Raw genomic sequence first — 23,027 nt, 5'->3', positions numbered from 1 at the left:
GGGCCGGCGCGGGCGGCCAGTGGCGCCAGGGCCGGCCCGGGGACTTCGGCTTCGGCGAGGGAGTCGACCTGGAGGACCTGCTCGGCGGCATGTTCGGCGGCCGGGGCAGGCGGCACTGGGGCCCTGTGCCCGGCGCCGACCAGGAGGCGGAGCTGACGCTCTCCGTTGAGGAGGCCTACCACGGCGGGCGGCGCACCATCACGCTACCCGGCGGGAGGCGACTGGAGGTCAACATCCCACCCGGGGTCACCAACGGTCAGCGGATCAGGCTGGCCGGCCAGGGCGGGCATGGAAGCGACGGAGCGCCGGCCGGCGACCTCCTCCTGATCATGCGACTCGCCCCCCATCCCCGCTACCGCGTGGAGGGCCGCGACATCCACGCCTCGCTGCCTCTCGCTCCGTGGGAGGCGGCGCTGGGCGCCACGGTCGCGGTGGACACCCCGGGCGGCGAGGCGAAGGTGAAGGTGCCGCCGGGCACGTCCTCGGGCCGCCGCCTGCGGTTGAAGGGCCGCGGTATGCCAAATCCGCGCGGAGCGCCCGGCGACTTCTTCGCCGAGGTCCGGATCATGGTGCCGGCCAGGCTCACGGACGAGGAGCGGCGCCTGTTCGAGCAGCTCGCCGCCGTCTCTCACTTCGACCCGAGGGGGCGTTCATGATGTACGCGATCGTCCGCCCGATCCGACTCGACCTGGACTCCTACGCGCGGGCCACGGGCCTGCACCCGCAGGCCGTGCGCCGGCTGGTGACGCTCGGCCTGCTGGAGCCGACCAGGGACGCCAGGGGGGAGTTGTGCTTCGCCGCCTCCCAGGTGGCAACCGCGGCCCGGATCCAGCGGCTGCACGAGGGACTGTCCATCAACTACGCCGCGATCGGCGTGGTGATCGACCTCCTCGACCGGATCGAGGAGCTGGAGGCCGCCCTGCGCGGCCTCTCACGACGCTAGGGGGCTGGAGTGGACCCGAACAGGATGACGCAGAAGTCGCAGGAAGCCCTGCACGACGCCCAGACCAAGGCCCTGCGCTTCGGCCACACCGAGGTCGACGGCGAGCATCTCCTGATGGCCCTGCTCGACCAGCCAGAAGGTCTGGCACCCAGGCTGGTGGAGCAGGCCGGAGCCGATCCGCGGCGCCTGCACGCCGACCTGGAGGCCGAGTTGTCGCGGCGGCCCAAGGTCAGCGGGCCGGGCGCCGCGCCGGGCCAGGTGTTCGTCACTCAGCGCCTGTCGCGGCTGATCGACGCCGCCGACCGGGAGGCGAGACGGCTGAAGGACGAGTACATCTCTGTCGAGCACCTGCTGCTGGCCCTGATCGAGGAGGGACCCACGACCGTGTCCGGTCGGCTGCTGCACGAGCAGGGGCTGACCAGGGACCGGTTCCTGGAGGCGCTCACCTCCGTACGCGGTCACCAGCGCGTCACCTCGGCCATGCCCGAGGTCGCGTACGAGGCGCTGGAGAAATACGGACGCGACCTGGTCGCCGACGCTCGGGCGGACAAGCTCGACCCGGTGATCGGCCGCGACACGGAGATCCGGCGGGTGATCCAGATCCTCTCCCGCAAGACCAAGAACAACCCGGTGCTGATCGGCGACCCCGGCGTCGGCAAGACGGCCGTCGTCGAAGGGCTCGCCCAGCGCATCGCCAACGGCGACGTCCCCGAGGGGCTGCACGACAAGACCGTCTTCAACCTGGACATGGGCGCGCTCGTGGCGGGCGCCAAGTACCGCGGGGAGTTCGAGGAACGCCTCAAGGCCGTGCTGAACGAGGTGAAGGCGGCGGAGGGCCGAATCCTGCTGTTCGTGGACGAGATGCACACGGTGGTGGGAGCCGGGGCGACCGAGGGAGCCATGGACGCGGGCAACATGCTCAAGCCGATGCTGGCCCGCGGCGAGCTGCACATGATCGGCGCGACCACGGTCGAGGAGTATCGCCTGCACATCGAGAAGGACGCCGCCCTGGAGCGCAGGTTCCAGCCGGTCCTGATCGACGAGCCCTCGGTCGAGGACACCATCTCGATCCTGCGCGGCCTGCGCGAGCGGCTGGAGATCTTCCACGGCGTGAAGATCCAGGACAGCGCTCTCGTCGCCGCGGTGACGCTGAGCCACCGCTACATCTCCGACCGGTTCCTGCCCGACAAGGCGATCGACCTGGTCGACGAGGCGTGCGCGATGATCAGGACCGAGATCGACTCCATGCCGGCCGAGCTGGACGCCCTGACCAGGCGGGTGCGGCGGCTGGAGATCGAGGAGGCCGCCCTGGAGAAGGAGGAGGACCCGGCCAGCCGGGCCAGGCTCGCCGAGTTGCGCACGGAGCTCTCCGCCCTGCGTTCCGAGGCCGACGCGATGCGGGCGCAGTGGGAGGCCGAGCGCTCGGCCCTGCGCAAGGTCCAGAGCCTGCGGCAGGAGATCGAGCACGTACGGCGGGAGGCCGAGCAGGCCGAACGCGACTACGACCTCAACCGTGCCGCCGAGCTTCGCCACGGCAAGCTCCCCGAGCTGGAGCGCCGGCTGCGCGCCGAGGAGGAGCGGCTGAGCAGCCGGCAGCACGGGCAGCGGCTGCTGCGCGAGGTGGTGACCGAGAACGAGATCGCGGACATCGTCTCGCGCTGGACCGGCATTCCCGTGTCCCGGCTGCAGGAGGCCGAGCGGGACAAGCTGCTCAAGCTCGACCAGATCCTGCACGAGCGGGTCGTCGGGCAGGAGGAGGCGGTGCGACTGGTGGCCGACGCCATCATCCGCGCCCGCTCCGGCATCAAGGATCCCCGTCGCCCCATCGGGTCGTTCCTCTTCCTCGGGCCGACCGGGGTCGGCAAGACCGAGCTGGCCAGGTCACTCGCGGCGGCCCTGTTCGACACCGAGGACAACATGGTCCGCATCGACATGAGCGAGTACCAGGAACGCCACACGGTCAGCCGCCTCGTCGGCGCCCCTCCCGGCTACGTCGGCTACGAGGAGGGCGGGCAGCTCACGGAGGCGGTGCGGCGCAAGCCGTACTCGGTGGTGTTGTTCGACGAGATCGAGAAGGCCCACGCGGACGTCTTCAACACGCTGCTGCAGGTCCTCGACGACGGCCGGCTGACCGACGCGCAGGGCCGCACGGTCAACTTCCGCAACACCGTGATCATCATGACCTCGAACATCGGCTCGCACCACCTGCTCGACGGGATCACCCCCGACGGCGAGATCAAGCCCGAGGCCCACGACGGGGTGATGGCGGAACTGCGCCGGCACTTCCGCCCCGAGTTCCTCAACAGGATCGACGACGTCGTGCTGTTCAAGCCGCTGACCGAGGCGGAGATCGAGCGGATCGTCGAGCTGATGTTCAACGACATCAGGCAGCGCCTGGCCGAGCGGCGGCTCACGCTGGAGGTCACCGAGGACGCGCGCAAGCTCATCGCCAACCAGGGGTACGACCCCGTCTACGGCGCCAGGCCGCTGCGCCGCTTCATCGCCCGCGAGGTCGAGACCAGGATCGGCCGCGCCCTGCTGGCCGGCGACGTCCCCGACGGCTCGACCATCACGGTCGGCGCCGACAAGGGGGAACTCAACGTCACCTTCCACTCGCCGAGGAGCTGACATGAACACCGTCGTGACCTGCGTGAACTGCGGGAGGCAGAACAGGGTTCCGGCAGCGGCCGAGGGCCGGCCCCGCTGCGGGAACTGTCACCAGCCGCTGCCGTGGATCGCCGACGCCGGCGACGACACCTTCGCGGAGGTCGCGGAACGGGTGCAACTCCCCGTACTCGTCGACTTCTGGGCGCAGTGGTGCGCGCCGTGCCGGGCGGTCACGCCTACGCTCGAACAACTCGCCCACGAGATGGCCGGACGGGTGAAGCTCGTCAAGGTCGATGTGGACCGGGCCCCGGCCCTCTCGCAGCGCTTCACGATCACGGCCGTCCCGACGCTCATGATGCTCAACGAGGGCCGCGTCGTGGCTCAACGCGCGGGCGGGGCCCCGCCGGCCCAGCTCCGCGAATGGGTCGAGGGGGCGTTGAGGACACCGTCATGATGGAGTCGGCGGGCTCCCTGTCCGAGACACCGGACCTGCATGGGGCCTATCCCCGTCTGGACGAGCGGCGCGTCGCCGAGCTGTCGAAATGCGGCGAGCGCAGAACCGTGTCGCCCGGCGACGTGCTCTACCGGGAGGGTGAGCCGGCCCGGGAGTTCATCGTGATCCTGCGGGGCAAGGTGGCCACGGTCGAGGGGTACGGCGGCGAGGAGGAGCGGACGATCGCCGTCCACGGCCCGGGACGCTTTCTCGGCGAGCTCGGCCTCCTCACCGGCCAGGCCGGATTCCTGACCGCCGTCGTGCGGGAGCCCGGCGAGATCCTGGCTGTTCCGGCCGACCAGGTGCGCACGATGGTGGCCGGTGACCCGGCGTTCGGAGACCTCGTCCTGCGGGCCTACCTGACCCGCCGCACCATGCTGATCGGGATGGACGCCGGGTTCCGCATCATCGGCTCCCGCTACTCGCCCGACGCCCGCCGGCTGCGCGAGTTCGCCGCCCGCAACAGGCTCCCGCACCGGTGGATCGACCTGGAGGAGGACGAGGAGGCGGAGGCGCTGCTGCGCCAGCTCGGCATCTCCCCGCAGGACACGCCGATCGTGATCTGGCGCGGAGACCAGGTGCTGCGCAACCCGTCCGTCGCCACGCTGGCGAAGACCGTCGGCCTGCCGGCGCCCCGGCCGGCCGACGGCGTGTGCGACCTGATCGTCGTGGGCGCGGGCCCCGCCGGCCTGGCCGCGAGCGTGTACGGGGCCTCGGAGGGCCTGACCACGGTCGTGCTCGACGCGGTCGCCGCGGGCGGCCAGGCGAGCACCTCCTCCCGCATCGACAACTACCTCGGCTTCCCGTCGGGCATCTCGGGCGCCGAGCTCGCTGAGCGGGCCGTCATCCAGGCGGCCAAGTTCGGAGCCCGACTGACCGTACCGGCCGAGGCGAGCGGGCTGGAAGCCGACGACGGCCACTACAGCGTGCTCGTCGAGGGCGGGCCCGCCGTGCAGGGCCACGCCGTGCTCATCGCCACCGGCGCCCGCTACCGCAAACTCGACGTTCCCGACCTGGAGAAGTACGAAGGGTGCGGCGTCTACTACGCGGCGACGCCGTTCGAGCTGCGCATGTGCCGCCAGGCGCCGGTGGTCATCGTCGGCGGGGGCAACTCCGCGGGCCAGGCGGCACTGTACCTGTCCAGGAACGCCTCGTCGGTGCGCCTGCTCGTCCGCGCCGGCGACCTCGGCGGGAGCATGTCCCGCTACCTCGCCGATGCGATCACCAGGACTCCCGCCATCGAAATCATGTTCCACACCGAGGTACGCGAGCTCCTCGGCGACAGCTCTCTGCGGGCCGTGCGCGCCCAGAACAACCAGACCGGGCAGTTCATCGAGATCGAGACCAACGCGATGTTCGTCTTCATCGGCGCGGATCCGCACACTGGATGGCTGGAGGGCGCCGTCCCGCTGGACGACCGGGGCTTCGTCATCACAGGCGAGGGCTCGTCTTCACACTGGGAGGCCCTGCCCCTGGAGACCGGGCGGCCGGGCGTCTTCGCCGTGGGCGACGTCCGCAGCGGATCGACCAAACGGGTCGCGTCCGCCGTCGGGGAGGGCGCCATGGCGGTCCGCCTGGTGCACGAAAGGTTCACCAAGACAGGGAATCGACAGGAAGGACGGTGATCCGGATGCCAGTGATCGCGGTTTCCAGGTTCGAGCACTTCTTCCGCGCCGCCGCGGGACTGGACGTGGACAAGTCCGATCTCAAGCGCTACAACGACTTCATCAACCGGAAGCTGTACGACATGATCGTCGTCGCCGAGGCCGCGGCGAAGTCGAACCGGCGCGACATCATCGAGTTCTGGGATCTGCCCATCACCAAGGGGCTGCAGGAGAGCATGCACGACTTCCGGGACCTGGACGAGGAACTGGATCTGGCATCGATCCTGGCGGACCTCGCGGCGCTGCCTCCGCTGGATCTGTCGCTCAGCGAAGAAGCCGAGGCCCGGCTACCGGCTGTGGCGGGTGGGCTCTCCGTGGCGCTCGCCAGGGCGATCAGAACCATAGAGCCTGACCGCAAGAACCCGGCGAGCAAGGAGTGGACACGCACCATCCGTGTCTTCGACCTACTGCTATGACGAGATTCGGCGCGTTGCTGGTGCCTCTGCTCGCCACGCGATCGGATGGTGGCTGCTCGGGCACAGGCAGGCCTGGCCCACCCCGCAGGTGTGTTCGAGAGGTCCACGCATCACAACGGTTTGCGTACCGCGGTGCTGCTCGGCACCCTGTCCCGATGACTGGCCCGCGCTGCACCAGATGGTCCACGAACTGTAGGAGGAGGCGTACCAGCCCATGCCCCGGCTGTACGTTTCGCCGGTTCTGCGGCCGAACGCGTTCGCCACTGGGCGCGATTCGTGTCATGCCGCGGTCTGTGTGACCCCTGGGATCACCCGGTTGCTAACCAACGCGAGCTGCGCGCGGTCCTCGGGCACGAGCTGTCGCATGTCTACATGATCTCCTCCGTGGCGGGCCCCGGCCACGATGGTCACCTACCTGGCCTACATGGCCGGGTTCTTTGGTGGGGGAGACGATGACGAGGGTCCAGGCTTCCTCGGGGCTCTCCTGATGATGGTCCTCGGGCCGATGGCGGCCGGGATGATCCAGATGGCCATCTCCCGAGCGCGGGCCCTCATGATCGCCAACCCGTTCCGTGGCGGGGGCATCGGGAGGCTCTTCGCGGCACCGCCCATTTGCTACCCCGCCTCCTCCGACTCCCCGACGGCAACACGCGCACCCACGGCCCGCTGTTCCTGTCCGAACGCCGCCCCGTCCCGGCCCGCCGCCCCGCGGCCGCCGACATCTGCCCGCACACCGGCCGCGCCCGCCTTGGCTACGACCGCGCCCGCGTCCTGCTGGACAAGTACGCTGGACTTGACCTGCACCAACTGCGCCACAGCGCCGCCACCCACCTCGGCGACGCCGAAGTCCCGCTGCAGCTCATCATGGGCAAGATCCGACACAAGAACCCCCGCACCGCCATGCGCTACGTCAAACCCGGAGCCGAAGCCATCGCCAAGATCACCGAGGTCCTTGCGCCCGGTCGCCGTACCCACTGATCAACTGAGTGGCGGCTCGCCGGAGCTTTAGGAGTTCCGGGCCGGGTCAAGGGGGTCACCGTCGACCAGCTCTTCGACTGACCGCGTCCGAGCCACGTCATGCCGTTGGTTGCGCGCGCGTACACCCGGCGGAGAAGTCGGAGAACGCTTTGCTGGAGTCGTTGGGCGTTGCCTGAACGGGGGCACCTCACTGACCGCCCGGGGGGAGTTTCGGGACTTTCAGGAGTGGTCCAGGCGTACCCGCCGCGAGCCCCGCCGCCGTTGGCGTACGGTCGCGGCGAGTACTGGCGTGACTCCCAAGCCCCCTACCCGCGGAAGGATTCCGAGCAATGTTCCTGTTCGGCTGGCGCAATCCAGAGCGAGCTGCAGCAAGAGCGGAACGACGACGGCTCAAGGAAGAAGAGGCTGCTGAACGGGCCCGGCAACGCAAACCGAGTCATCGAGAGCGGCTGGTCACGGCGGCTGGAATATCCAGTGTCAACCTGATCTGCCACAGGGATACGTTCGCCTTCATCCGGCACGAGACCGTAGTTCTGCACCATGTCCAACTTCCTCCTGCTAGCGATGGGGCCCTGATCAAGGTTCCGCTGTCAGGACCGAAGCTCGTGAAGGTTCTCACCGCCCTGAAATCCGTCTGCACCGATCCGTTCCGGGGTTCAGGGGATCGGGCCGTGGCCACCAGGGTCTACGACGCCGTAGCCGAGATCGTGGACACCGTAGACCGGGCCGCAACCTCCGGAACACCAGTTCCAGACATCGTCCTGGACGACAAGGTGGGTGCTATCGAAGCCATCCCTCCAACAGACGAGGCGTGACAGTGGGTCTGGCGGGCGGCGGCCGGGACCGGCCGGAGAGCCGCACGCCCGGCCGGCTGATCCGCCAGGCAGCGCTCCGGCGCGGTGTGCGCGCTCTTGACCCTCATAAGGACAATTCGGCAACTCGCCGTGCTCGGTGGATCGGCAGGCCGGTGGAAACCTGGGGTTACCAAGCGAACGCCCTGACGCCCGATCAGACACCCGCGCCTGTTCCGGCAACGGCGCCTTCGTCGTACTCGGCGTGTCGACGACGGCGTGCGCGGGGGAGCCGCGCGCTGAGTCTTTCGGCAATCTGCTCAGTCGTCCTCGTCGTCCTCCTGGCGCTCGTGCTCGTGCCGGTCCGCCTGTGACTGGGCCTCGCGGTCCAGTTCGTCACGGGCGCCGGCGCTGCCTGGGTTCCTCGCCACCGCCGACTGGACCCGGGCGGCGGCTTCCTTGTCCCACGGTGTGTGTTTGGCCATGTCACAAGGCGTACCGGAGGCTTGGCGGATTCTTTCGGCAACGCGCCGAACGGCACTCATCTCACCGCCGCGTGCGGGCCTGCGGTCACCAGTCGGGATCTCCGGGGCCCCACGAGGCATTGAGCGGGGTCAGCGGCAGGTCCCGCGGGCTGAGGATGCGGTCACGGTGTAGGTGTCGGCGTCGGTGCGCGGCTGGTTGCCCAAGATGACGGTGAGCCGGCCGGGCCGGGGAACGGCAAATGTCCCTAATCGCGCCCAGGTGCCGTGGTGGGTGCGCTGGTCGACCGGTAGTGGCCCGGCCAGGTGCGGTGGGTCAGTGTTGTCGTCGTCCAAGTAGTAAAAGGCGGTCCCCGCCGAGGCAGGGTCATCAGCGATGAACACCTCGATGGTGCACCGGGCGCCGGGCCGGGAGTCGAAGTACCAGTTCACCTGCTGGGTGAAGTGCCCGGGGGTGCCGGCGACCTGCATGGCCAGGGCGGTGCCGTCACATCCGTTGCCGCGCCAGCCGCCCGAGACCGGCAGCCAGCCGGGATCGGCGTAGAACCGGTCGGCCGGGCAGCCCGGCCCGTACGGCCCTTCGGTGACAGCATCGGTGGATACACCGGTGGCTGTGGAGGCCTGGGGTGGGTGGGATGGCCCGGAGGTGGCCTGCGAAGTGAGAGCCGGTGCGCCGGTGGGTGTGTGGCCTGACCGCTGGTGGCCCAGCCAGAAGGCACCAGCGACCACCAGGACCACGATCGCCGCGAGCCCCGTTGTCCGCAGACGGGGCCGAAAGGCTCCCACCGAGCCGGACCGGCGCGACGGCACAGCCGCAGTGTCCTCGCTCCCGTCCGGTGGCACGGCCTCAGGCTGGTCGGCGCCGTCAACTGCCGGATCATGCTGTCCGGTGGGGGTGGCGGGGCGGCTGGACTTGTAACGGGCCAGGGCCTGCTCACGCTCCTCCAGCCACGGCCGGGGATCTTGTCCCAGGGCTTGGACCAGGGCGCGCAGCACCGCAGGGGTCGGCAGGCGATAGCCCTGCATCGCCGCGGCGATCGCCGACTTCGAGCACGGCATCTGTGCCTGCCGCGCCAGCCGGGCCAGCTCGCGCACCGAGGGCGAGCCGCACTGCTCATGCAACTGGCGAAGCCGCTGGGCGAACAGGGCTACCGGATCATCACCATGGACGTCCGCGTGCCGCCGGTCGCGATGTCCTTGGGGCTGACTGCCGATGCCGGACATCAGGCGCACCCTTTCTCGTCGGTGCTGGTCAGCGGTGTCCAGCGGCCAAAGGTGTGTCCACGTGGTGTCCACACCGCCGTACCGCCGTGGTGGACACGGCTCTGATCGGCACACAGTGATCTCACCTCGCCTGCCGACCTGCGCAGGCGGCAGGTTTCCCCCTCACGATCAGGAAGAGAGTAATGACCACATCAGCCCTATCGCGTCGGCTCGCGAGTGTCATCGGAGCGATCCTCCTGGCCGCTGGTCTGCTCGTGTCCACCACCTCACCGGCCAACGCATCAACCGGCGGCGGATGCAGCTACTTCAAGACCGTCGGCAACGACGTCGCCAGTGTGAACATCCAGTCATGCATCGCCGTCGGCGGCGGCGTCCTCGTCCCCGGCAACATCGGCCCCGACGGGTACATCACCTTCACCGCCACCAACCCCAACCTGTGGACCTCCTGCACCCTCACCGTCCAGCTCGAAGATGTGACCGACTTCAAGGCCGTCACCTACAAGGACTTCGACTGCGTGGACGCAGCTCGCGCAAACGCCTACTACAAGCACTATCAGGCGAACACCGTATGGGGCACCGGAGGCCATCAGTACAAGACATACTTCACCTGGACCGGGTACTACAACAACAAGTACGTCGCCAGCGGCACAGCGTTCTCCCCCGTCCTCACCTGGTAGCGCCAACGGCTGCTGACCACCTGTGGCCTAGCAGGCTCCCCACCCATAGCCCGGGAGGTATCGATGTACCTGGTATGTGGCTGTCGCGTCCGGATCGATGACAACCAGCGCAAGATCACGAAGTGGTTGATCTGGTGTGAGACGGCGACCGAACTGCGCGAAGAGATGGTCCGCCTCGGCGAGGCTCACGGGTGGTTCTCTCGGCAGTGCGAAGAAGCCCGCAAAAGCTGGCAGCCCACATCAGTCCGACGCTCCAGTGGTAGCGGTTATGCGGCGATGTGCTTCGGACGGACGCCCATGCCGATGAAACGTCCCAGGAGGTGGCGCAGCGGCGGCTGATGCGGGAGACCCGCTTCTCGGTGGTGGAGGCCAGCTCGTTGGCTCGCGCCTATCCTTCAAGTCCTGCTGTGGGTGGCTCCTCCCGGGTCGGGATCACCGTCATGCTGGGGTCGTCCTTCGTTGCCGTGCTGACGAGCTGGGCGACTTGCGCGGCGGTGAGGGTCGGGAGGGGCATCGTCGGCAGTTCGGCGTCGTCGAGGTCATCGAGGGCGCGGGCGCGGCAGTAGGCCCTCTTGATGCGTTGCACTTCCAGCTCAGCTGGATGGAACATGTAGCACCCGAAAGCATGACGGCCGTGGGCGTCACGGTACTGCAGGACGGCCAGCGGGTCGCTGGCGTCGATCTTGCGGGTGTAGTGGATCCACATCTGTTCCCTGACCCGGTAGCCGGCCTTCCCGTAGCCGGCGGCGACGCGGCGGCTGATGTCTCGCACGATGGAACCGTTCAAGCGGTCACCCATGTGCATCACGGAAAGGGTGAGCAGCAGCTCAGCGTCCAGGGGGTCCCGGTAGCAATGAAGAAATTTCCAACGAAGTAACGCCTGACCTGCACTAACGACCGCGTTTGACGGGTTGGTGATCACTGCCGCTGCGTTCGTTCCGGTTTCGTCCGGTACAGCAGGTAGAGGTGTGTTGTCCGAGAAGATGTTCTTCGAGGAGCAGTTGGAGCAGCTGCGCTCGTACCCGGAGGTCACCGGCGATGAGTTGATCAGGTATTTCACGCCGACGGCGGCGGACGTGGCGTTCGTGAGTCCCGGTGGGCGGGGGCCTGTTGATCGGCTTGGCATGCTGGTCCAGCTGTGCAGCCTGCGCTCGTTGGGGTTCGTGCCCGACGATGTGGGCGCGGCGCCGCTGGCGGCGGTGGCGCGGGTGGCCGAGCGGCTCGTCTGATGGCGGCCAAGGTGATCCGGCCCGGCGTGCTCATCTTGGCCAAGATGATCGGCACAGCCCGCAAGTCGGCCGCCGATCTGACCTCGCAGCTGGTGGGGCACCTGCTGACCGCTGAGGTCCGCGCTGACCTGGAACGGATGCTGGCGGTGGATGCGGGGCTGGGGATGACCCGGCTGGAGTGGCTGGTCAGTCCGGCCCGGGACGCCTCAGCGACGTCGGTGAAGATCGCGATCGACAAGCTGACCTGGCTGCACGCGATCGACGCACACCCGATGGATGTGTCGGTGCTGCCGAACGAGCGGCGCCGGTTCCTGGCGCAGGTCGCGCGCCACTCGACCAACCAGGGCTGGAGCGGCGCAAGGAGCGCAAGTTCCCGATCCTGCTGGCGTTCGTCGCCCAGGCCGCGGTCGACCAGCTCGATGAGGTGGTGGCCCTGCTCGACCAGGCCGTCAGCGCGCGGGAGTCCCGGGCGAAGTCCAAGACGGATGAGGCGCTGGTCGAGCGGGCCAAGAAGGGCGAGGCCCGGCAACTGGCGATGGATGTGATCCTGCCGGTGCTGGCCGACCCGTCGATCCCGGACGATGAGGTGGGCGGGATGCTGCGTGAGCGGATCGGCATGCAGCGGCTGCGGGAGATCACCTCTGATGCGTGGAAGCCGCTGCCCCGAGATCACGGCCGGCTGTCGGAGCTGGAGTCCTCCTACACCTATCTGCGCCAGTTCACCCCGAACGTGCTGGCCGCGATCGACTTCCAGGGCGGCCCGGGCACGGCCGAGCTGATGGAGGCGGTAGCGGTGTTGAAGGAGATGAACCGGCTCGGCGGCCGGAAGGTGCCCGCGGGGTCGCCGACCGGGTTCGTGCCCGCCAAGTACGCCGACTACCTGGCCAAGGCCCGCAAGTCCGGCGAGGACACCGCCTACCGCCATTACTGGGAACTGTGCGTGATCTTGTGTCTGCGGGACGGGCTGCGCTCGGGGGACGTCTTCGTGCCGGGCTCGCGCCGCTACGCCGACCCGGCCACCTACCTGTACACGCCCGAGCAGTGGGCACCGCGGCGCGGCGAGTACTGCCGCCTGGTGGGCAAGCCCTCGAATGCGGAGGACGCGCTGAAGCAGGGAAAGGAGGAACTGCAGGCCGCCCTGGAAGAGCTGGAGCAGACCCTGGCTGGCGCCGATCCCGATGACACCGGCATGGTCCGGTTGGATGAGGACGAGCACCTGGTGGTGCCGCCGCTGTCGGCCGAGTATGTGCCCGCTGAGGCCAAGGTGCTGAAGGACGAGCTGGCCGCGATGCTGCCGTTCGCGCCGATCGCCTCGCTGCTGATCAAGCTGGACGCGCGCACGCATTTCCTGGACTGTTTCACCCACGCCGGCGGCCGCAGGCTGAGCACCTCGACCGAGACCAAGCGCAACATCCTGGCCGTGCTCATCGCGATGGCCACGAACTTGGGCCTGGCCCGGATGTCGGAGGCCTGCGGGGTGTCCTACGACGTGCTGGCCTGGACGATGGAGTGGTACGTGCGGGAGGAGACGCTGCGCGAGGCCAACATGGTCATCGTCAACCACCACTACGGCCTGGAACTGGCCAAGGTGTTCGGCGGCGGCACCATGTCCAGCTCGGATGGGCAGCGTTTCCCCGTGCGCGGCAAGAGCACCACCGCCCGCACCATGGTCATTCACGGCGGTCAGGTGCTATTCACCTACACCCACGTCTCCGACCAGTGGTCCACGTACGGCACGAAGATCATCGTGCCGACGGCACGGGAGGCGCACTACGTCTTGGACGACTTCCTCGGCAACGCGACCGACCTTCCGATCGCCGAGCGCGCAACGGATACGCACGGCGCCACGTTGATCAACTTTGCGCTGTTCGACCTGGTCGGCAAGGCCCTGACCCCGAGGATGCGGGATCTGACCCGGGTCACCCTGGTCCGTGACGACACCCCGGCCGAGATCGCCAAGCGCTACCCGCACGCCCGGCCGCTGCTGGGCGCGCGCTGGAACGAGGACCTGGTGGCCGGCTGCTGGCCGGACTTGCTGCGGATGGCCGGGTCGCTGAAGTACGGCCAGGCTACCGCCTCGCTGATCGTCGGTAAGTGGTCTGCCGCCTCCCGACAGAACACCCTGGCCGCCGCGCTGAAGGAGTGGGGCATGCTGAGAAGGACTGTTCATCTGGCCATATAGAGGAAGAACAAGGGCCAGAACCCCTCGCTGGCCAGCGTCTACCGGGCGCTCGCCGAGCATGTGAAGGCCAGCGCCTACCCCGAAGCGATCGAGCAAGCACACGCCGACTTCGCGGCGGCCCTGCCGTAGGGTCCGCAGTCCTCGCGGCCAGAGAACCCGCTACAGGCGCACCAGGTAACCGGGTTCGGCATCCCCGCTCATCTGCTCGACTCCGGTTCCTGAGGAGACTCACAGGGTCGCGGGAGTGGCACCGGCCGGAACCCGGCCCTCGGTGGGCAGATCGTGTTCGGGGCCCGCTGGTGGTCGCCGCTTACGGAGGATCTGGGCGCGAAGCCGTTTGTTCGTCGCCGTTGTTGTGGGTGCGTTGAGTGATGGTGCGTTCGAGGCCGTCGAGGAGGGCGAGGAGGCCGAATTCCCGGGTGGTGGTGGTTGAGGGGATGGCCACGGTGGTGGCCAGCAGCGGGAAGCGGCTGGCGTTGAGGAGTAGCAGGTCGCGCATGATGGGGGCGGCGCTGCCGTCCGTCCAGGTCTGAGTGCCTTGGGTGGCGGCCGGGTGGGTGGCGCGGATGTGGTGGGACACCATCATGACCGCGTCGAGCCGTTCGCGTTCGGTCAGGGGGGTGTCGGTGAGGGCGCTGAGGGCTGTTTCGGGCCATGCGGTCTCACGTGGGCCCATGACGCGGTCGCCCACGGTGACCGACGGCAGCCAGGGGTGACGCCGCCAGGCGGTGGACAGTCCGCGGGCGTACTCCTCCAGCTTGGCCCGCCAGCCGGCCGCCCCGCTCAGGTCGGGGGGTGTGCCGACCGCCGCCTCGATCATGATGGCCATCAGCTCTGTCTTGCCGTTGACGTAGCGGTACAGGGCCATCTTGGTGAGGCCGAGCTCGGCGGCGATGCGGTGCATGGAGACCGCCTCCAGGCCCTCGGTATCGGCGACCTTGACGGCGGTGTCGGCCAGCCGGGCGAGGTCGAAGGCGGGCCTGGGGCCTCTGATGCGCGGCTTCCGCAGGCCCCACAACAGTTCCGCCAGTGTCCTTGGATCCTCGTTGACCGCCACGTCGCCTCCCGCTTGCCATCCGCCAAAACTGTCTCTACCGTACACAGTGTTCTGGGGACACAGTTAATCTCCGGACCCGGGAGCAGGCGGTGGCCGAGGGGCCACGCCGTGAAACAAGGAGTGGGGCATGTCCAAATCAGTGCTCGACATGTCGATGTCCCTCGACGGGTACATCGCCGATCCCAACGACTTCCTCGGCGGCAACGATGGCGAGCGGCTGCACAAGTGGGCTGACTCGGACCAGCATCCCGGGCCGGTCAAGCAGTTCCAAGACGAATGGAACGGAGCTGGTGCGATCCTTGCGGGACGGCGGACCGCTGAGCTCATGGACCACTGGGGCGGCTCTCACGGCGGTCTCCCGATCTTCGTCCCCAGCCACCGGCCGCCCGGCCCGGCCGCCAGGTGGGGCTATCCGCTGGTGACCTACGTGAACGACGGGATCGAAAGCGCGATGGCGCAGGCGAAGGCCGCCGCCGGGGAACGGGACGTCCAGATTCGTGGCGGCGCGTACACGGTGCAGCAGGCCCTCGAGGCCGGAGTGCTGGATGAAGTGCAGATCCACCACATTCCAGTACTCCTGGGCGCAGGGCGCCGGTTGTTCGACGTCCTGCCGTCGGAGATCGAGTTGGAGATCATTCAGGTGCTCGACACGCCCGAGGCCACTCACATCCGCTACCGCGTCCGCCGCTGAGCCGATCGGCCACGGACCGGGCTGGGCGTTACTGCCCAGGGGACGTTGAGGTTGGTTTCGGTCATGATGGAAGAGTGACTGCTTTGCCTGGTGATCGATTCCGTGATCCGAAGGTATGGATCACGGCATTCGCGGACGAGGTCTTGGTGCGATGCCCGCGCTGCGCTGGTGCGCCGTGGTGCTCGCTCAACTGGGCGATCCTGTGCGTCGGCGCGTACCCTGGCGTGGGGGACGATTCGAAACGCTGAGGCGGTTACGCTGCTCAGGTTGTGCGCTGGCCAAGGACGAGTTCCAGTCGTCTTCGATGTTCGGCGTGGCTACGGCGGTCGACCCGTACTTTGGGTTGCCCTTGTGGCTCCAGGCCGGGTTTCGCGGTCACCTCTTGTGGGCGTACAACCTCCGACACCTTGATCTGTTGGAGGGCTATGTGGCAGCACGCCTGAGAGAGCGTCACGAACTTCCTCTCACCACAGGCTCCATGACCATGATCGCCCGGCTTCCCGTCTGGATGAAGGCGGCAAAGAACCGGGACGAGGTCTTGCGAACGATCGGCCGCATGAGGGCCTCAGCGCCCGCCACGGCCTGACCCAGGCCTGTTCGCCCCATCGCCTCTGACGCCCTCGATCATCTCTCTGGGACGCTCACCTCGCTAACCCGTGATCAACACGCGGCCCGTTTCTGCCGTATTCCGGTGGCACCCCCACAGCATGGACCCGCGCCCGACAGGCTGGCGCCGCCCGCATGACCGTCACCTGCCTCCCGACCTCCTCACAGTCGTCATGACCCGACCACCGTGAACGAGCCGGACTCGGGTGTCGGCAAACGACGGTTAGACGACACCCTGCGAGAACGCCGCGAACCCGCCCCGGAAACCAGACATCGAGGGATAAAACAACCCGCCAGGCGGCCAAAATCCGAGGCAGAATGACGACAGGATTTTCCGACAGATAGAACGGGGTCCTGACCTTCCGAGGAGGACCCGGTGCAGTACGTCTACTCTCGCGTCTCCACCGCCACCCAGTCCCTCCTCCGGCAACGACACATCCTCACCGAGGCCGGACTGCTGATCCGTACCGAGGGCGTCGCCGAGGGATTCCACCCCGCCGCGGGAGTACTCCTGTTCGAGGACCCCGCGACCACCTCCAAGATCCCCGCCCTCGACCGGCCCGCCTTCGGCAAGATCGCCACCGCCGCACACCCCGGCGACGCCCTCGCCGTCTCCGAACTGTTCCGGCTCTGCCGCGACCTCATTGGCATCCAAGCCGTCCGCGACTGGTGCCACCACCGCGGCGTGAAGCTGCGCGTCCTGTCCGGACCACTGTCCAACTTCCACGACCTGGCCGCCGACGACGCCACCACCGCCCTGATCATCAACGTCATCACCGCCGTCGCTCAGTTCCAACGCGACCTCCAAAACGAACTCACCGCCGAAGGCATCACAGCCGCCGAAGCCGAGGGCCGCTACCGCGGCCGGCCCGCCGCGCTCGCCGGAACCCAACTCGACGAGGTCCGGGCGGCCTACCGCGACCAGGGCACCTCGATCGCGGCTCTTGCCCGCGAACACGGAGTCAGCCGGGTCGCCGTCCGCACCGCACTCGCCGACCTACTTCCGAACTCGAGGATCTCGCCCGACACTCGCTGACCTGCGGCTCAGTCCTTAGCGTTCCTACCCGTCAGTAGAGTCCCCGGACCCCGCGTAAGCGAGGGGTGCGGTTGCGGCTGTGCGCCACGGTGGCGTCGGTGGAATCGGATGCGGTGGGGATCGTCGACGGGACGCAGCGACGTGACCGTGTGGGCGCTCGGCGTGACTGCGCCCGCCTACGTGGCGGAATGGGGGCTGCCGCAGACCAAGGGTGGCAGGATCAGGGTTACCGAGGCTTTGCGCGTGCCGAAGCATCCGGAGATCTTCGTGGCCGGCGACCTGGCCCGGCCGCTGCCGCAGCTCGCTCAGCCGGCGATCCAGATGGGAGAGCATGTAGGCAAGCAGATCCTGGCTGCGGCTCGGCGCGGTCGCGGTCCTGGTGGGCGCCCTCGGCATCCTCGTCTCCGGCAACGTCATGACGGAGCCGGCTTCGACGGCTTCGGGGTTGCCTGCCGTTTGTCGTGTTCGGCCAGGGCGATAGAGCATCCGGTCAGAGTGTTGTCGGCAGGACCGGGCGGCCCGTCACGCTGGGGTCGGCGGCGAAAAGGGAACCCGCTTCCGGCTGCTCGGCGCGGTCCACGTCCCGCGCCGAGGCGGTGATGAACAGGCGGTCCAGATTCTCGCCTCCGAAGGCTACCGCGGTGACCTTGCGCACCGGCAGGCCGACGACCGCGTCGAGGCGGCCGCCGACGTCGTAGCGGTGGACAGCTGCTCCCTGCCACAGCGCCACCCAGCCTCCCCCCTCGTCGTCGACTGTCAGCCCGTCCGGAGCCCCAACCTTCGGGTCGATGAACACGAATGGGCGGCGCCCGCTGAGTCCGCCCTCCGGATCGGAGTCGAACACGCCCACGCGCCCGGTCGCGGTGTCGGTGTAGTAGGCGAGGGAGCCGTCCGGGCTGAAGTCGAAGCCGTTGGAGATCGTCACCTCGGGCAGGACCGTCCGCCGCGTCTCATCGGGTTCGGTCACGTAGAACGAGCCGCGTCCGGGACTCTCGTCGTAGGCCATGGTGTCAATGGAGAAGCGGCCGTCGGGATCGCAACCGCCGTCGTTCATCCGGATCGCAGGGTCGGTCCACGCCTCGCCGAGCGAGTGCAGCGGGGCGTTCAGGTCATCGGAGTCGGCCAGCCGCAGCTCGCGTTCGGCCGCGACCACGTAGCCGCCCGACGCGCGGCCGTACGACGGCGGCGACCTTTGCCACATGGCGGCGGCGTACGTTGCCGTCGGGGTCCAGCATCAGGACGTCGCCAGCCGGCATGTCGACCCACCGCAGCCCGCCTCACCGGCCAGACCAGACGGGCCCTTCTCCATGTTCGGCGACGGGGTCGGTCACGGGGTACGAGGCGATGGTCATGCCGATCTCCTTGACAAGTCTCACGGGACACGCGCCGCTCATGCTGCCAGAACTGTCGTAGCAGACCACGAACCTCGCCAAGCGGTGTCGCGGCAGCTCAGCCTCGTTCACCCATGCCATCGCGAAGTCCACCATGGAGATCGACGACCTGCCCTGTGCCTCGGTCGGGTGGGCAAGGGGCGCGGTCGGATGCGGGATGGCGGCGCTTACCGGATGGACGCTGAGAGGGCCTCATGCCGGTCAGCGACATCGGCGCTCGATCCGCCGCTGTGTCGTCGAAGGGCCTGCTTAGGCAAAATGCTGCTCGAGAACGGAGCGCCCGCTCCCCAACGCGGGCAGCTTCACGGTAAGAGGTGAAAGACGACCGGAAGCCGCCAGGCGGGGCACCACGTCTGGGGGTGCGGTGATGGCATTGTCCGCCGCGAGGCGATGGCTGGACAGGTGGGGTGACCGAGTCCCCGGCTCAGGTCAATGGCGGCGGCGTGGGCTACGCCGCTGGTTGCGGCGTGAGAGGCAGTTGCTGATGCCGACGGTGACGGTCACCGTCGGCTGCCTGGTGGCTTGGTGGATCTCCACCGAACTGATCGGCTCACCTCAGCCGGTGCTCGCTCCCACCGGCGTGCTGCTTTCGGTGACGGCGACCGCCTACAGCACCGTGGTTCATGCCATCCAGCAGACCGTCGCGGTGCTGGTCGGGCTGGCGGCTGCAATCGGCTTCGTGCAGGCGTTCGGCACCAGCGCCGCCACCATGGCCGTCCTGGTCGCGGTCGCGCTGGTGATCAGCAGAACCGTCGGCATACCGTGGCAGAACACACAGGCGCCCATCACCGCCCTACTCGTGTTCGCCCTGGGCCGCGAGTACGGCATGGTGCGGCTGCTCGACATCGTCATCGGCGCGCTCGTCGGAGCCACGCTCGTACTGATGATCCCGCCACGTTACGTGGGCCGGGCCGCTAAGGACCTGGCCGACCTGGCCGATGATCTCGCCGACCTTTGCTCCGAGCTGGCCGAAGGCGTCAGGCAATCTTGGACCGCGCACCAGGCGCAGAAATGGCTGGCCCGCGCCAGACGCATGTCCGTCAGGCTGCGTTCGGCCCACGAGAGCGCTGAACGAGCCGCTGAGTCCCTGCGTTTCACCCTGCGTCGGGCGCGAACCCGCCAGCGCTTGCGCCGCATCATGCAGGCTGTCCTATGCCTGGAGCACGCCTGCCTTCAACTGCGCGGCGTCGCCCGTGCCCTCGCCGACCTGGCTGCCGGGGTTCGCGGCCTGCCAGGACAGCGCGAGACCGGCAGCTTTCCCCGGGTCTTCGCCGACCTGCTGGATGCGATCGGGAAGGCCTACGCCTGTTTCGAGCACCTGCTGGTCGCCCCTGGCAGCGGCGAGGACCTGATCCGCCTGCGCGCCGCCATAGCGGAAGGCGAGCGCCTCGAACGCGCTGCCCGCAAGCAGATGGCAAAGGTCGATCCGCATTCACCCCTCTGGACGTTGTACGGCGCGCTGCTCGACGACTGCGTCCAACTGCGACATGAGGTCGATCCCGACGACGGGCCACATCGCAAGGCCATCCCCCCACGCGCCCGTGACCAAGCGGCCCGGCTCTCGTCACGTCGGCGACACTGACTTTCCGGAGTCCAGCAGGTCACCGGGGGTGTTGTCGGTCTGTACGCCGCGGCGCCTGACCTGAGTGATGGATCAAGTGTGACAGCTTGGCATGCGCAGCGCGGCCTCGTGTGACAGGTGGTGGCGCCGATCCACCAACTGCCCGACCAGACCAGATCGACGCATGCGGCGTGCCGCCACGGCCGCGCTGACCGCCATCCAGCTTGCGGCCCTTGGTCTCCCTGATCCATCTGGCGACGAAGATGAACGACAGCAGAGCCATGACCGCGTACCCGCCGTAGGTGATCGGCAGATTCCACGCGGCGAGCGCCGGGAACGAGACCGAGATCAGCCAGTTGGCCAGCCACTGGGCCGCGGCGGCGACGCCCAGGGCGGCGGCGCGGATGCGGTTGGGGAACATCTCGCCGAGCAGCACCCAGACCACCACGCCCCACGACAGTGCGAAGAACAGCACGAACGCGTTGGCCGCGACGAGCGCGATCAGTCCCTGCGGGTCCGGGAGCGCGACCCTGCCGTCGGTCACCCTGGACGCGCTGAACGCCCACGCCGCGGTGGCCGGTGCGATCGCCATCCCCGCCGAGCCGATCATGAGCAGTGGCCTGCGGCCGATCTTGCCACCAGCGCCATCGCGATGAGCGTGCCGATGATGTTGATGATCGAGGTGGAGAAGCTGATCAGCAGGGAGCCGCTCTGGTTGATGCCGACGAAATGCTGAAGGCCGACAGACTGATGCCGATTCAGACGATCGGCAACAGCCCGAGCGCCGGGCCGCGCAGGTCCTTCATCCCCGGCACGCTTCCGGTGCGCACCACGTGCTGGATCTCCGCGATGCGCGCGGCCCAGCACGCGGTCACGCCGAAGGCGGCGCCGAGCAGCGCGCCGAAGGCCATCCCCGCCAGCAGCGCCGCCCACGGGCCCGCGACCAGTGGGACCATCAGGCTGGAAGGCAGGCCAAACCAGGCGCCGAGCGCAGCGCCCATGCCCGCCGCACGGGGAGTGGTCATCCGGCCCAGAACGTTCTCCATCAGGCGCAGGTTCTCCCCGACGATGCCGACTCGGTGCGCCGGAATATCTTGGCGGCCAGGAAGGCGACCGCCTCACGGGCCTGTTCGCAGGTGTCGTAGGAGCCGACCACCGGCCGGTCGCCGCCCGCGGCCGCAGATGCGATCGCCGGAGCGGTCTCGATCATGGCAGGTGCCTCCTTCCTAGGTGGGTCGCTTCAGGGCCGCACGCAGTTCGCGGACTTCCTGCTCCAGTTCGAGGATGCGGCGGATGGCGTTGAGCGTCATTCCCTGGCCGGTCATCGTGGTGACGTGCTGCAGCAGCCCGATGTCGTGGCGGGAGTAGCGGCGCTGCCCGCCGGAGGAGCGGTGCGGGCTGACCACGTCGTGCTGGTCGAGCCGGCGCAGGAAGGCCTGCTGCACCTGCAGCATCTCCGCGACCTGGCCCAGGGAGTACAGCGGGGCGTGCTCATCGTCGAACGGCAGGCCGGCCATCCGGGCCTCCTCTCGAATGGCAAGGGCGGGCCCGTCGGCACCCGCCCTTGCCAGGGACGTGCGTATCAGGCCCGGATGGCCCTGACGTCGCCCTGCTGGATCTCGACCTTGCGGGGCTTGGCCCGCTCGAGCACGGGGATGCGGACCTTCAGCACGCCGTTGGCGTACCCAGCGTCGATCTTGTCGCTGTCGAGGTACTCCGACAGGTAGACGCGGCGGGTGAAGGTGCCCATGGGGCGTTCGCGGACGAAGACCCGCTCGCTCTCGGGGATCTCCTCCTCGCGGCGAGCGCTGACGCTCAGCACTCCGCGGTCGACGGTGACCTCGATGGACTCGGGGTCGATGCCGGGCAGGTCGAACGTCAGCAGCACGTCGTTGTCGCGGCGCAGGCCGTCCATCGGCATGAGGGCGTTCGTGCCGGTGCCGAAGGTCCGGCGGGCCAGCTGGTCGAACTGGCGCTCGAACTCCTGGATGAACGGGTCGAGGGATGTGAGCAGCATGTCCAGCTCCCTTCGCGAGCTATCCGAGAAGAACCTCCAACTTGGGTTTGAAGGTTAACTCCACCCATGAATGGATGCAAGCTGCCGAACGACGTTGAGGTGCCTCGGATGGATCGGGCGAGAAGAAGGGTTTGACACGAGCACCGGGCCCCGGCCATCGGAGAACTATCGGTCATGGAGATCAAGGATCGTCAATCCGGCGCGATCAAGCCGACGAAGATCGAGGCCGCCCAGGAGTCGTGCCCCGTCGTGGTCCTGGTCGTGCTCGCCCATCGCCATCACCTCACCCCCGGCTCTGCCCGCTCTTCGCATCGAGCAGGTGGCATGGCAGCGGGTTCTTGCCTCAAAAGCGAAGGAAAATCTGTAGTCGCCACGGTAGACATTCGCGCTGTGAGTGGCTAGAGTTCCTGACATCGCAAGGGACGGATCCACGAGGGCAGCGCAGCACGAGCACCACGATGGGGCTGCCCGGACGGACGTGGACAGCAGTACAGAACACAGCAGTACAGAACACAGCAGTACAGAACGAGGTAGAGGGCAGAAGGTCGGACTGCCGCGGCCAGTGTGGTTGAGCAAGAGGGCCGGGGCGGTGGACGCGCTGCCGCTTGCAGGAAGTCGGCGCCAGCGGTCGGGGTGCCGAGGTACGGATAACTGGAAGGGAGTGTTGAACGCCATCAGGATCGCCCGTCGCCGGCCGCATGTCGCCGCACGGGTACCGCAGCTCCACGAACAGGACGGTGGTCTACGGTCACGCTTACGCGATCCCCGCACCCCCGCATCGGGCGGCTGGTGCAGGATAAGTGAACCGCCCCTGCAGCACGCAGGCAGGGCCGGTCGATGGTGTTAAACCTCTGGGGGGCCCGCCCACAACGGGCCGCCGGCCCCCGTGCGCGTCCGGGAGGGTGAGATGTATAAAAACAACACGCCCCCCTCACCCCCCCCCACCCAGAGCCCCCCCCCCCCCCCCCCCCCCCCCCACCCC

At 68.4% G+C, this 23,027-nt stretch carries 27 protein-coding genes; 17 read left to right on the top strand and 10 right to left on the bottom strand.

Annotation, left to right across the window (positions count from 1 at the left end):
• From ACWDX9_RS40365 to ACWDX9_RS40330, 8 genes are all read left to right on the top strand, one after another.
• A partial coding sequence (locus ACWDX9_RS40365; RefSeq protein ID WP_449964001.1) for a J domain-containing protein occupies positions 1-656 on the top strand: 656 nt, incomplete at its 5' end.
• Entirely contained in the window at positions 653-943 is a 291-nt protein-coding gene (locus ACWDX9_RS40360; protein WP_449963999.1) for a chaperone modulator CbpM, read from the top strand. The genes ACWDX9_RS40365 and ACWDX9_RS40360, both read left to right, overlap by 4 nt.
• A gap of 24 nt (positions 944-967) precedes the next feature.
• Positions 968-3,571 carry an ATP-dependent chaperone ClpB gene (gene clpB / locus ACWDX9_RS40355; protein WP_449964006.1) on the top strand — a complete coding sequence of 868 codons (2,604 nt, stop codon included), beginning with the start codon at positions 968-970 and terminating at the stop codon, positions 3,569-3,571.
• A 1-nt stretch (position 3,572) separates the two neighbouring features.
• Positions 3,573-4,004, top strand: a complete 432-nt coding sequence (gene trxA, locus ACWDX9_RS40350; RefSeq protein WP_449963997.1) for a thioredoxin — start codon at positions 3,573-3,575, stop codon at positions 4,002-4,004.
• The gene (locus tag ACWDX9_RS40345; RefSeq protein ID WP_449963994.1) at positions 4,001-5,668 is read left to right on the top strand and encodes an FAD-dependent oxidoreductase; all 1,668 of its coding nucleotides are present in this window, start codon (positions 4,001-4,003) and stop codon (positions 5,666-5,668) included. The genes trxA and ACWDX9_RS40345 overlap by 4 nt, the downstream gene beginning before the upstream one ends.
• Before the next feature lie 5 nt (positions 5,669-5,673).
• Positions 5,674-6,123 (top strand): DUF1931 family protein, encoded by a 450-nt coding sequence (locus ACWDX9_RS40340; RefSeq protein WP_449963992.1) that lies wholly within the window; start codon positions 5,674-5,676, stop codon positions 6,121-6,123.
• A gap of 612 nt (positions 6,124-6,735) precedes the next feature.
• Positions 6,736-7,101: a tyrosine-type recombinase/integrase gene (locus ACWDX9_RS40335; RefSeq protein ID WP_449963990.1), complete on the top strand. Its 366-nt coding sequence runs from the start codon at positions 6,736-6,738 to the stop codon at positions 7,099-7,101.
• Between the two features lie 329 nt (positions 7,102-7,430).
• Positions 7,431-7,916, top strand: coding sequence for a hypothetical protein (locus tag ACWDX9_RS40330; RefSeq protein WP_449963989.1), 486 nt, complete (start codon positions 7,431-7,433; stop codon positions 7,914-7,916).
• A 296-nt stretch (positions 7,917-8,212) separates the two neighbouring features.
• Here the strand turns inward: ACWDX9_RS40330 and ACWDX9_RS40325 are convergent, their stop codons facing one another.
• Both ACWDX9_RS40325 and ACWDX9_RS40320 read right to left on the bottom strand, forming a co-directional pair.
• Positions 8,213-8,377 carry a hypothetical protein gene (locus tag ACWDX9_RS40325; RefSeq protein WP_449963986.1) on the bottom strand — a complete coding sequence of 55 codons (165 nt, stop codon included), beginning with the start codon at positions 8,375-8,377 and terminating at the stop codon, positions 8,213-8,215.
• Positions 8,378-8,506: 129 nt separating this feature from the next.
• Positions 8,507-9,598, bottom strand: a complete 1,092-nt coding sequence (locus tag ACWDX9_RS40320; protein WP_449963984.1) for a helix-turn-helix domain-containing protein — start codon at positions 9,596-9,598, stop codon at positions 8,507-8,509.
• 182 nt (positions 9,599-9,780) lie between these two features.
• Between ACWDX9_RS40320 and ACWDX9_RS40315 the strand changes: the two genes are divergently transcribed.
• Positions 9,781-10,275 (top strand): hypothetical protein, encoded by a 495-nt coding sequence (locus ACWDX9_RS40315; protein ID WP_449963982.1) that lies wholly within the window; start codon positions 9,781-9,783, stop codon positions 10,273-10,275.
• 388 nt (positions 10,276-10,663) lie between these two features.
• Here the strand turns inward: ACWDX9_RS40315 and ACWDX9_RS40310 are convergent, their stop codons facing one another.
• The gene (locus tag ACWDX9_RS40310; protein ID WP_449963979.1) at positions 10,664-11,197 is read right to left on the bottom strand and encodes a hypothetical protein; all 534 of its coding nucleotides are present in this window, start codon (positions 11,195-11,197) and stop codon (positions 10,664-10,666) included.
• Positions 11,198-11,246: 49 nt separating this feature from the next.
• On the opposite strand from ACWDX9_RS40310, the gene ACWDX9_RS40305 reads away from it, so the two are divergent.
• Together ACWDX9_RS40305 and ACWDX9_RS40300 are read left to right on the top strand one after the other, a co-directional pair.
• Positions 11,247-11,504 (top strand): DUF4158 domain-containing protein, encoded by a 258-nt coding sequence (locus ACWDX9_RS40305; RefSeq protein ID WP_449963977.1) that lies wholly within the window; start codon positions 11,247-11,249, stop codon positions 11,502-11,504.
• Between the two features lie 427 nt (positions 11,505-11,931).
• Positions 11,932-13,686, top strand: coding sequence for a Tn3 family transposase (locus tag ACWDX9_RS40300; RefSeq protein WP_449963974.1), 1,755 nt, complete (start codon positions 11,932-11,934; stop codon positions 13,684-13,686).
• Between the two features lie 310 nt (positions 13,687-13,996).
• On the opposite strand, the gene ACWDX9_RS40295 is transcribed toward ACWDX9_RS40300, so the two are convergent.
• Positions 13,997-14,743: a TetR/AcrR family transcriptional regulator gene (locus tag ACWDX9_RS40295; RefSeq protein WP_355196181.1), complete on the bottom strand. Its 747-nt coding sequence runs from the start codon at positions 14,741-14,743 to the stop codon at positions 13,997-13,999.
• 127 nt (positions 14,744-14,870) lie between these two features.
• Here ACWDX9_RS40295 and ACWDX9_RS40290 point away from each other — a divergent pair, with 127 nt between their 5' ends.
• The 4 genes from ACWDX9_RS40290 (at position 14,871) to ACWDX9_RS40275 (ending at position 17,676) form a co-directional block, all read left to right on the top strand.
• On the top strand, positions 14,871-15,434 hold the full coding sequence (locus ACWDX9_RS40290) for a dihydrofolate reductase family protein (protein ID WP_350742320.1): 564 nt from the start codon (positions 14,871-14,873) through the stop codon (positions 15,432-15,434).
• A 151-nt stretch (positions 15,435-15,585) separates the two neighbouring features.
• Positions 15,586-16,020, top strand: a complete 435-nt coding sequence (locus ACWDX9_RS40285; protein ID WP_449963970.1) for a hypothetical protein — start codon at positions 15,586-15,588, stop codon at positions 16,018-16,020.
• A 396-nt stretch (positions 16,021-16,416) separates the two neighbouring features.
• Complete coding sequence (locus tag ACWDX9_RS40280) at positions 16,417-17,076, top strand: recombinase family protein (protein WP_449963969.1); 660 nt, start codon at positions 16,417-16,419, stop codon at positions 17,074-17,076.
• Between the two features lie 108 nt (positions 17,077-17,184).
• Positions 17,185-17,676: an FAD-dependent oxidoreductase gene (locus ACWDX9_RS40275; RefSeq protein WP_449963966.1), complete on the top strand. Its 492-nt coding sequence runs from the start codon at positions 17,185-17,187 to the stop codon at positions 17,674-17,676.
• On the opposite strand, the gene ACWDX9_RS40270 is transcribed toward ACWDX9_RS40275, so the two are convergent.
• On the bottom strand, positions 17,567-18,277 hold the full coding sequence (locus ACWDX9_RS40270) for an SMP-30/gluconolactonase/LRE family protein (protein WP_449963964.1): 711 nt from the start codon (positions 18,275-18,277) through the stop codon (positions 17,567-17,569). The two genes, ACWDX9_RS40275 and ACWDX9_RS40270, sit on opposite strands and share 110 nt — an antisense overlap.
• A gap of 674 nt (positions 18,278-18,951) precedes the next feature.
• Between ACWDX9_RS40270 and ACWDX9_RS40265 the strand changes: the two genes are divergently transcribed.
• Complete coding sequence (locus ACWDX9_RS40265) at positions 18,952-20,049, top strand: FUSC family protein (RefSeq protein ID WP_449963961.1); 1,098 nt, start codon at positions 18,952-18,954, stop codon at positions 20,047-20,049.
• 19 nt (positions 20,050-20,068) lie between these two features.
• Here the strand turns inward: ACWDX9_RS40265 and ACWDX9_RS40260 are convergent, their stop codons facing one another.
• The 5 genes from ACWDX9_RS40260 to ACWDX9_RS40240 form a co-directional block, all read right to left on the bottom strand.
• Positions 20,069-20,620 (bottom strand): MFS transporter, encoded by a 552-nt coding sequence (locus ACWDX9_RS40260; protein ID WP_449964003.1) that lies wholly within the window; start codon positions 20,618-20,620, stop codon positions 20,069-20,071.
• Between the two features lie 166 nt (positions 20,621-20,786).
• Entirely contained in the window at positions 20,787-21,074 is a 288-nt protein-coding gene (locus tag ACWDX9_RS40255; RefSeq protein ID WP_449963959.1) for a hypothetical protein, read from the bottom strand.
• Complete coding sequence (locus ACWDX9_RS40250; protein WP_449963956.1) at positions 21,074-21,238, bottom strand: hypothetical protein; 165 nt, start codon at positions 21,236-21,238, stop codon at positions 21,074-21,076. The genes ACWDX9_RS40255 and ACWDX9_RS40250 overlap by 1 nt, the downstream gene beginning before the upstream one ends.
• A 16-nt stretch (positions 21,239-21,254) precedes the next feature.
• The gene (locus tag ACWDX9_RS40245; RefSeq protein WP_449963953.1) at positions 21,255-21,545 is read right to left on the bottom strand and encodes a MerR family transcriptional regulator; all 291 of its coding nucleotides are present in this window, start codon (positions 21,543-21,545) and stop codon (positions 21,255-21,257) included.
• 65 nt (positions 21,546-21,610) lie between these two features.
• Positions 21,611-22,045 carry an Hsp20/alpha crystallin family protein gene (locus tag ACWDX9_RS40240; protein ID WP_449963950.1) on the bottom strand — a complete coding sequence of 145 codons (435 nt, stop codon included), beginning with the start codon at positions 22,043-22,045 and terminating at the stop codon, positions 21,611-21,613.
• A gap of 174 nt (positions 22,046-22,219) precedes the next feature.
• Here ACWDX9_RS40240 and ACWDX9_RS40235 point away from each other — a divergent pair, with 174 nt between their 5' ends.
• A complete protein-coding gene (locus ACWDX9_RS40235) occupies positions 22,220-22,447 on the top strand; it encodes a hypothetical protein (RefSeq protein ID WP_449963948.1) in 228 nt (75 codons plus the stop codon).
• The last annotated feature ends 580 nt before the right edge of the window (positions 22,448-23,027 follow it).

This window comes from Nonomuraea sp. NPDC003201 (assembly GCF_053590415.1).
Note: the sequence above shows the minus strand (reverse complement) of the source record. Positions and strands in the feature narration are given on the sequence as shown.

Excerpts from the sequence above, each read along its gene's own strand:
- ACWDX9_RS40360 (WP_449963999.1), top strand. The coding sequence starts at position 653 with ATGATGTACGCGATCGTCCGCCCGATCCGACTCGACCTGGACTCCTAC.
- clpB (WP_449964006.1), top strand. The coding sequence starts at position 968 with ATGACGCAGAAGTCGCAGGAAGCCCTGCACGACGCCCAGACCAAGGCC.
- trxA (WP_449963997.1), top strand. The coding sequence starts at position 3,573 with ATGAACACCGTCGTGACCTGCGTGAACTGCGGGAGGCAGAACAGGGTT.
- ACWDX9_RS40345 (WP_449963994.1), top strand. The coding sequence starts at position 4,001 with ATGATGGAGTCGGCGGGCTCCCTGTCCGAGACACCGGACCTGCATGGG.
- ACWDX9_RS40340 (WP_449963992.1), top strand. The coding sequence starts at position 5,674 with ATGCCAGTGATCGCGGTTTCCAGGTTCGAGCACTTCTTCCGCGCCGCC.
- ACWDX9_RS40330 (WP_449963989.1), top strand. The coding sequence starts at position 7,431 with ATGTTCCTGTTCGGCTGGCGCAATCCAGAGCGAGCTGCAGCAAGAGCG.
- ACWDX9_RS40325 (WP_449963986.1), bottom strand. The coding sequence starts at position 8,377 with ATGGCCAAACACACACCGTGGGACAAGGAAGCCGCCGCCCGGGTCCAG.
- ACWDX9_RS40320 (WP_449963984.1), bottom strand. The coding sequence starts at position 9,598 with ATGTCCGGCATCGGCAGTCAGCCCCAAGGACATCGCGACCGGCGGCAC.
- ACWDX9_RS40315 (WP_449963982.1), top strand. The coding sequence starts at position 9,781 with ATGACCACATCAGCCCTATCGCGTCGGCTCGCGAGTGTCATCGGAGCG.
- ACWDX9_RS40290 (WP_350742320.1), top strand. The coding sequence starts at position 14,871 with ATGTCCAAATCAGTGCTCGACATGTCGATGTCCCTCGACGGGTACATC.
- ACWDX9_RS40285 (WP_449963970.1), top strand. The coding sequence starts at position 15,586 with ATGCCCGCGCTGCGCTGGTGCGCCGTGGTGCTCGCTCAACTGGGCGAT.
- ACWDX9_RS40275 (WP_449963966.1), top strand. The coding sequence starts at position 17,185 with ATGCGGTGGGGATCGTCGACGGGACGCAGCGACGTGACCGTGTGGGCG.
- ACWDX9_RS40270 (WP_449963964.1), bottom strand. The coding sequence starts at position 18,277 with ATGTGGCAAAGGTCGCCGCCGTCGTACGGCCGCGCGTCGGGCGGCTAC.
- ACWDX9_RS40265 (WP_449963961.1), top strand. The coding sequence starts at position 18,952 with ATGCCGACGGTGACGGTCACCGTCGGCTGCCTGGTGGCTTGGTGGATC.
- ACWDX9_RS40260 (WP_449964003.1), bottom strand. The coding sequence starts at position 20,620 with ATGGCGATCGCACCGGCCACCGCGGCGTGGGCGTTCAGCGCGTCCAGG.
- ACWDX9_RS40255 (WP_449963959.1), bottom strand. The coding sequence starts at position 21,074 with ATGGAGAACGTTCTGGGCCGGATGACCACTCCCCGTGCGGCGGGCATG.
- ACWDX9_RS40250 (WP_449963956.1), bottom strand. The coding sequence starts at position 21,238 with ATGATCGAGACCGCTCCGGCGATCGCATCTGCGGCCGCGGGCGGCGAC.
- ACWDX9_RS40245 (WP_449963953.1), bottom strand. The coding sequence starts at position 21,545 with ATGGCCGGCCTGCCGTTCGACGATGAGCACGCCCCGCTGTACTCCCTG.
- ACWDX9_RS40240 (WP_449963950.1), bottom strand. The coding sequence starts at position 22,045 with ATGCTGCTCACATCCCTCGACCCGTTCATCCAGGAGTTCGAGCGCCAG.
- ACWDX9_RS40235 (WP_449963948.1), top strand. The coding sequence starts at position 22,220 with ATGGAGATCAAGGATCGTCAATCCGGCGCGATCAAGCCGACGAAGATC.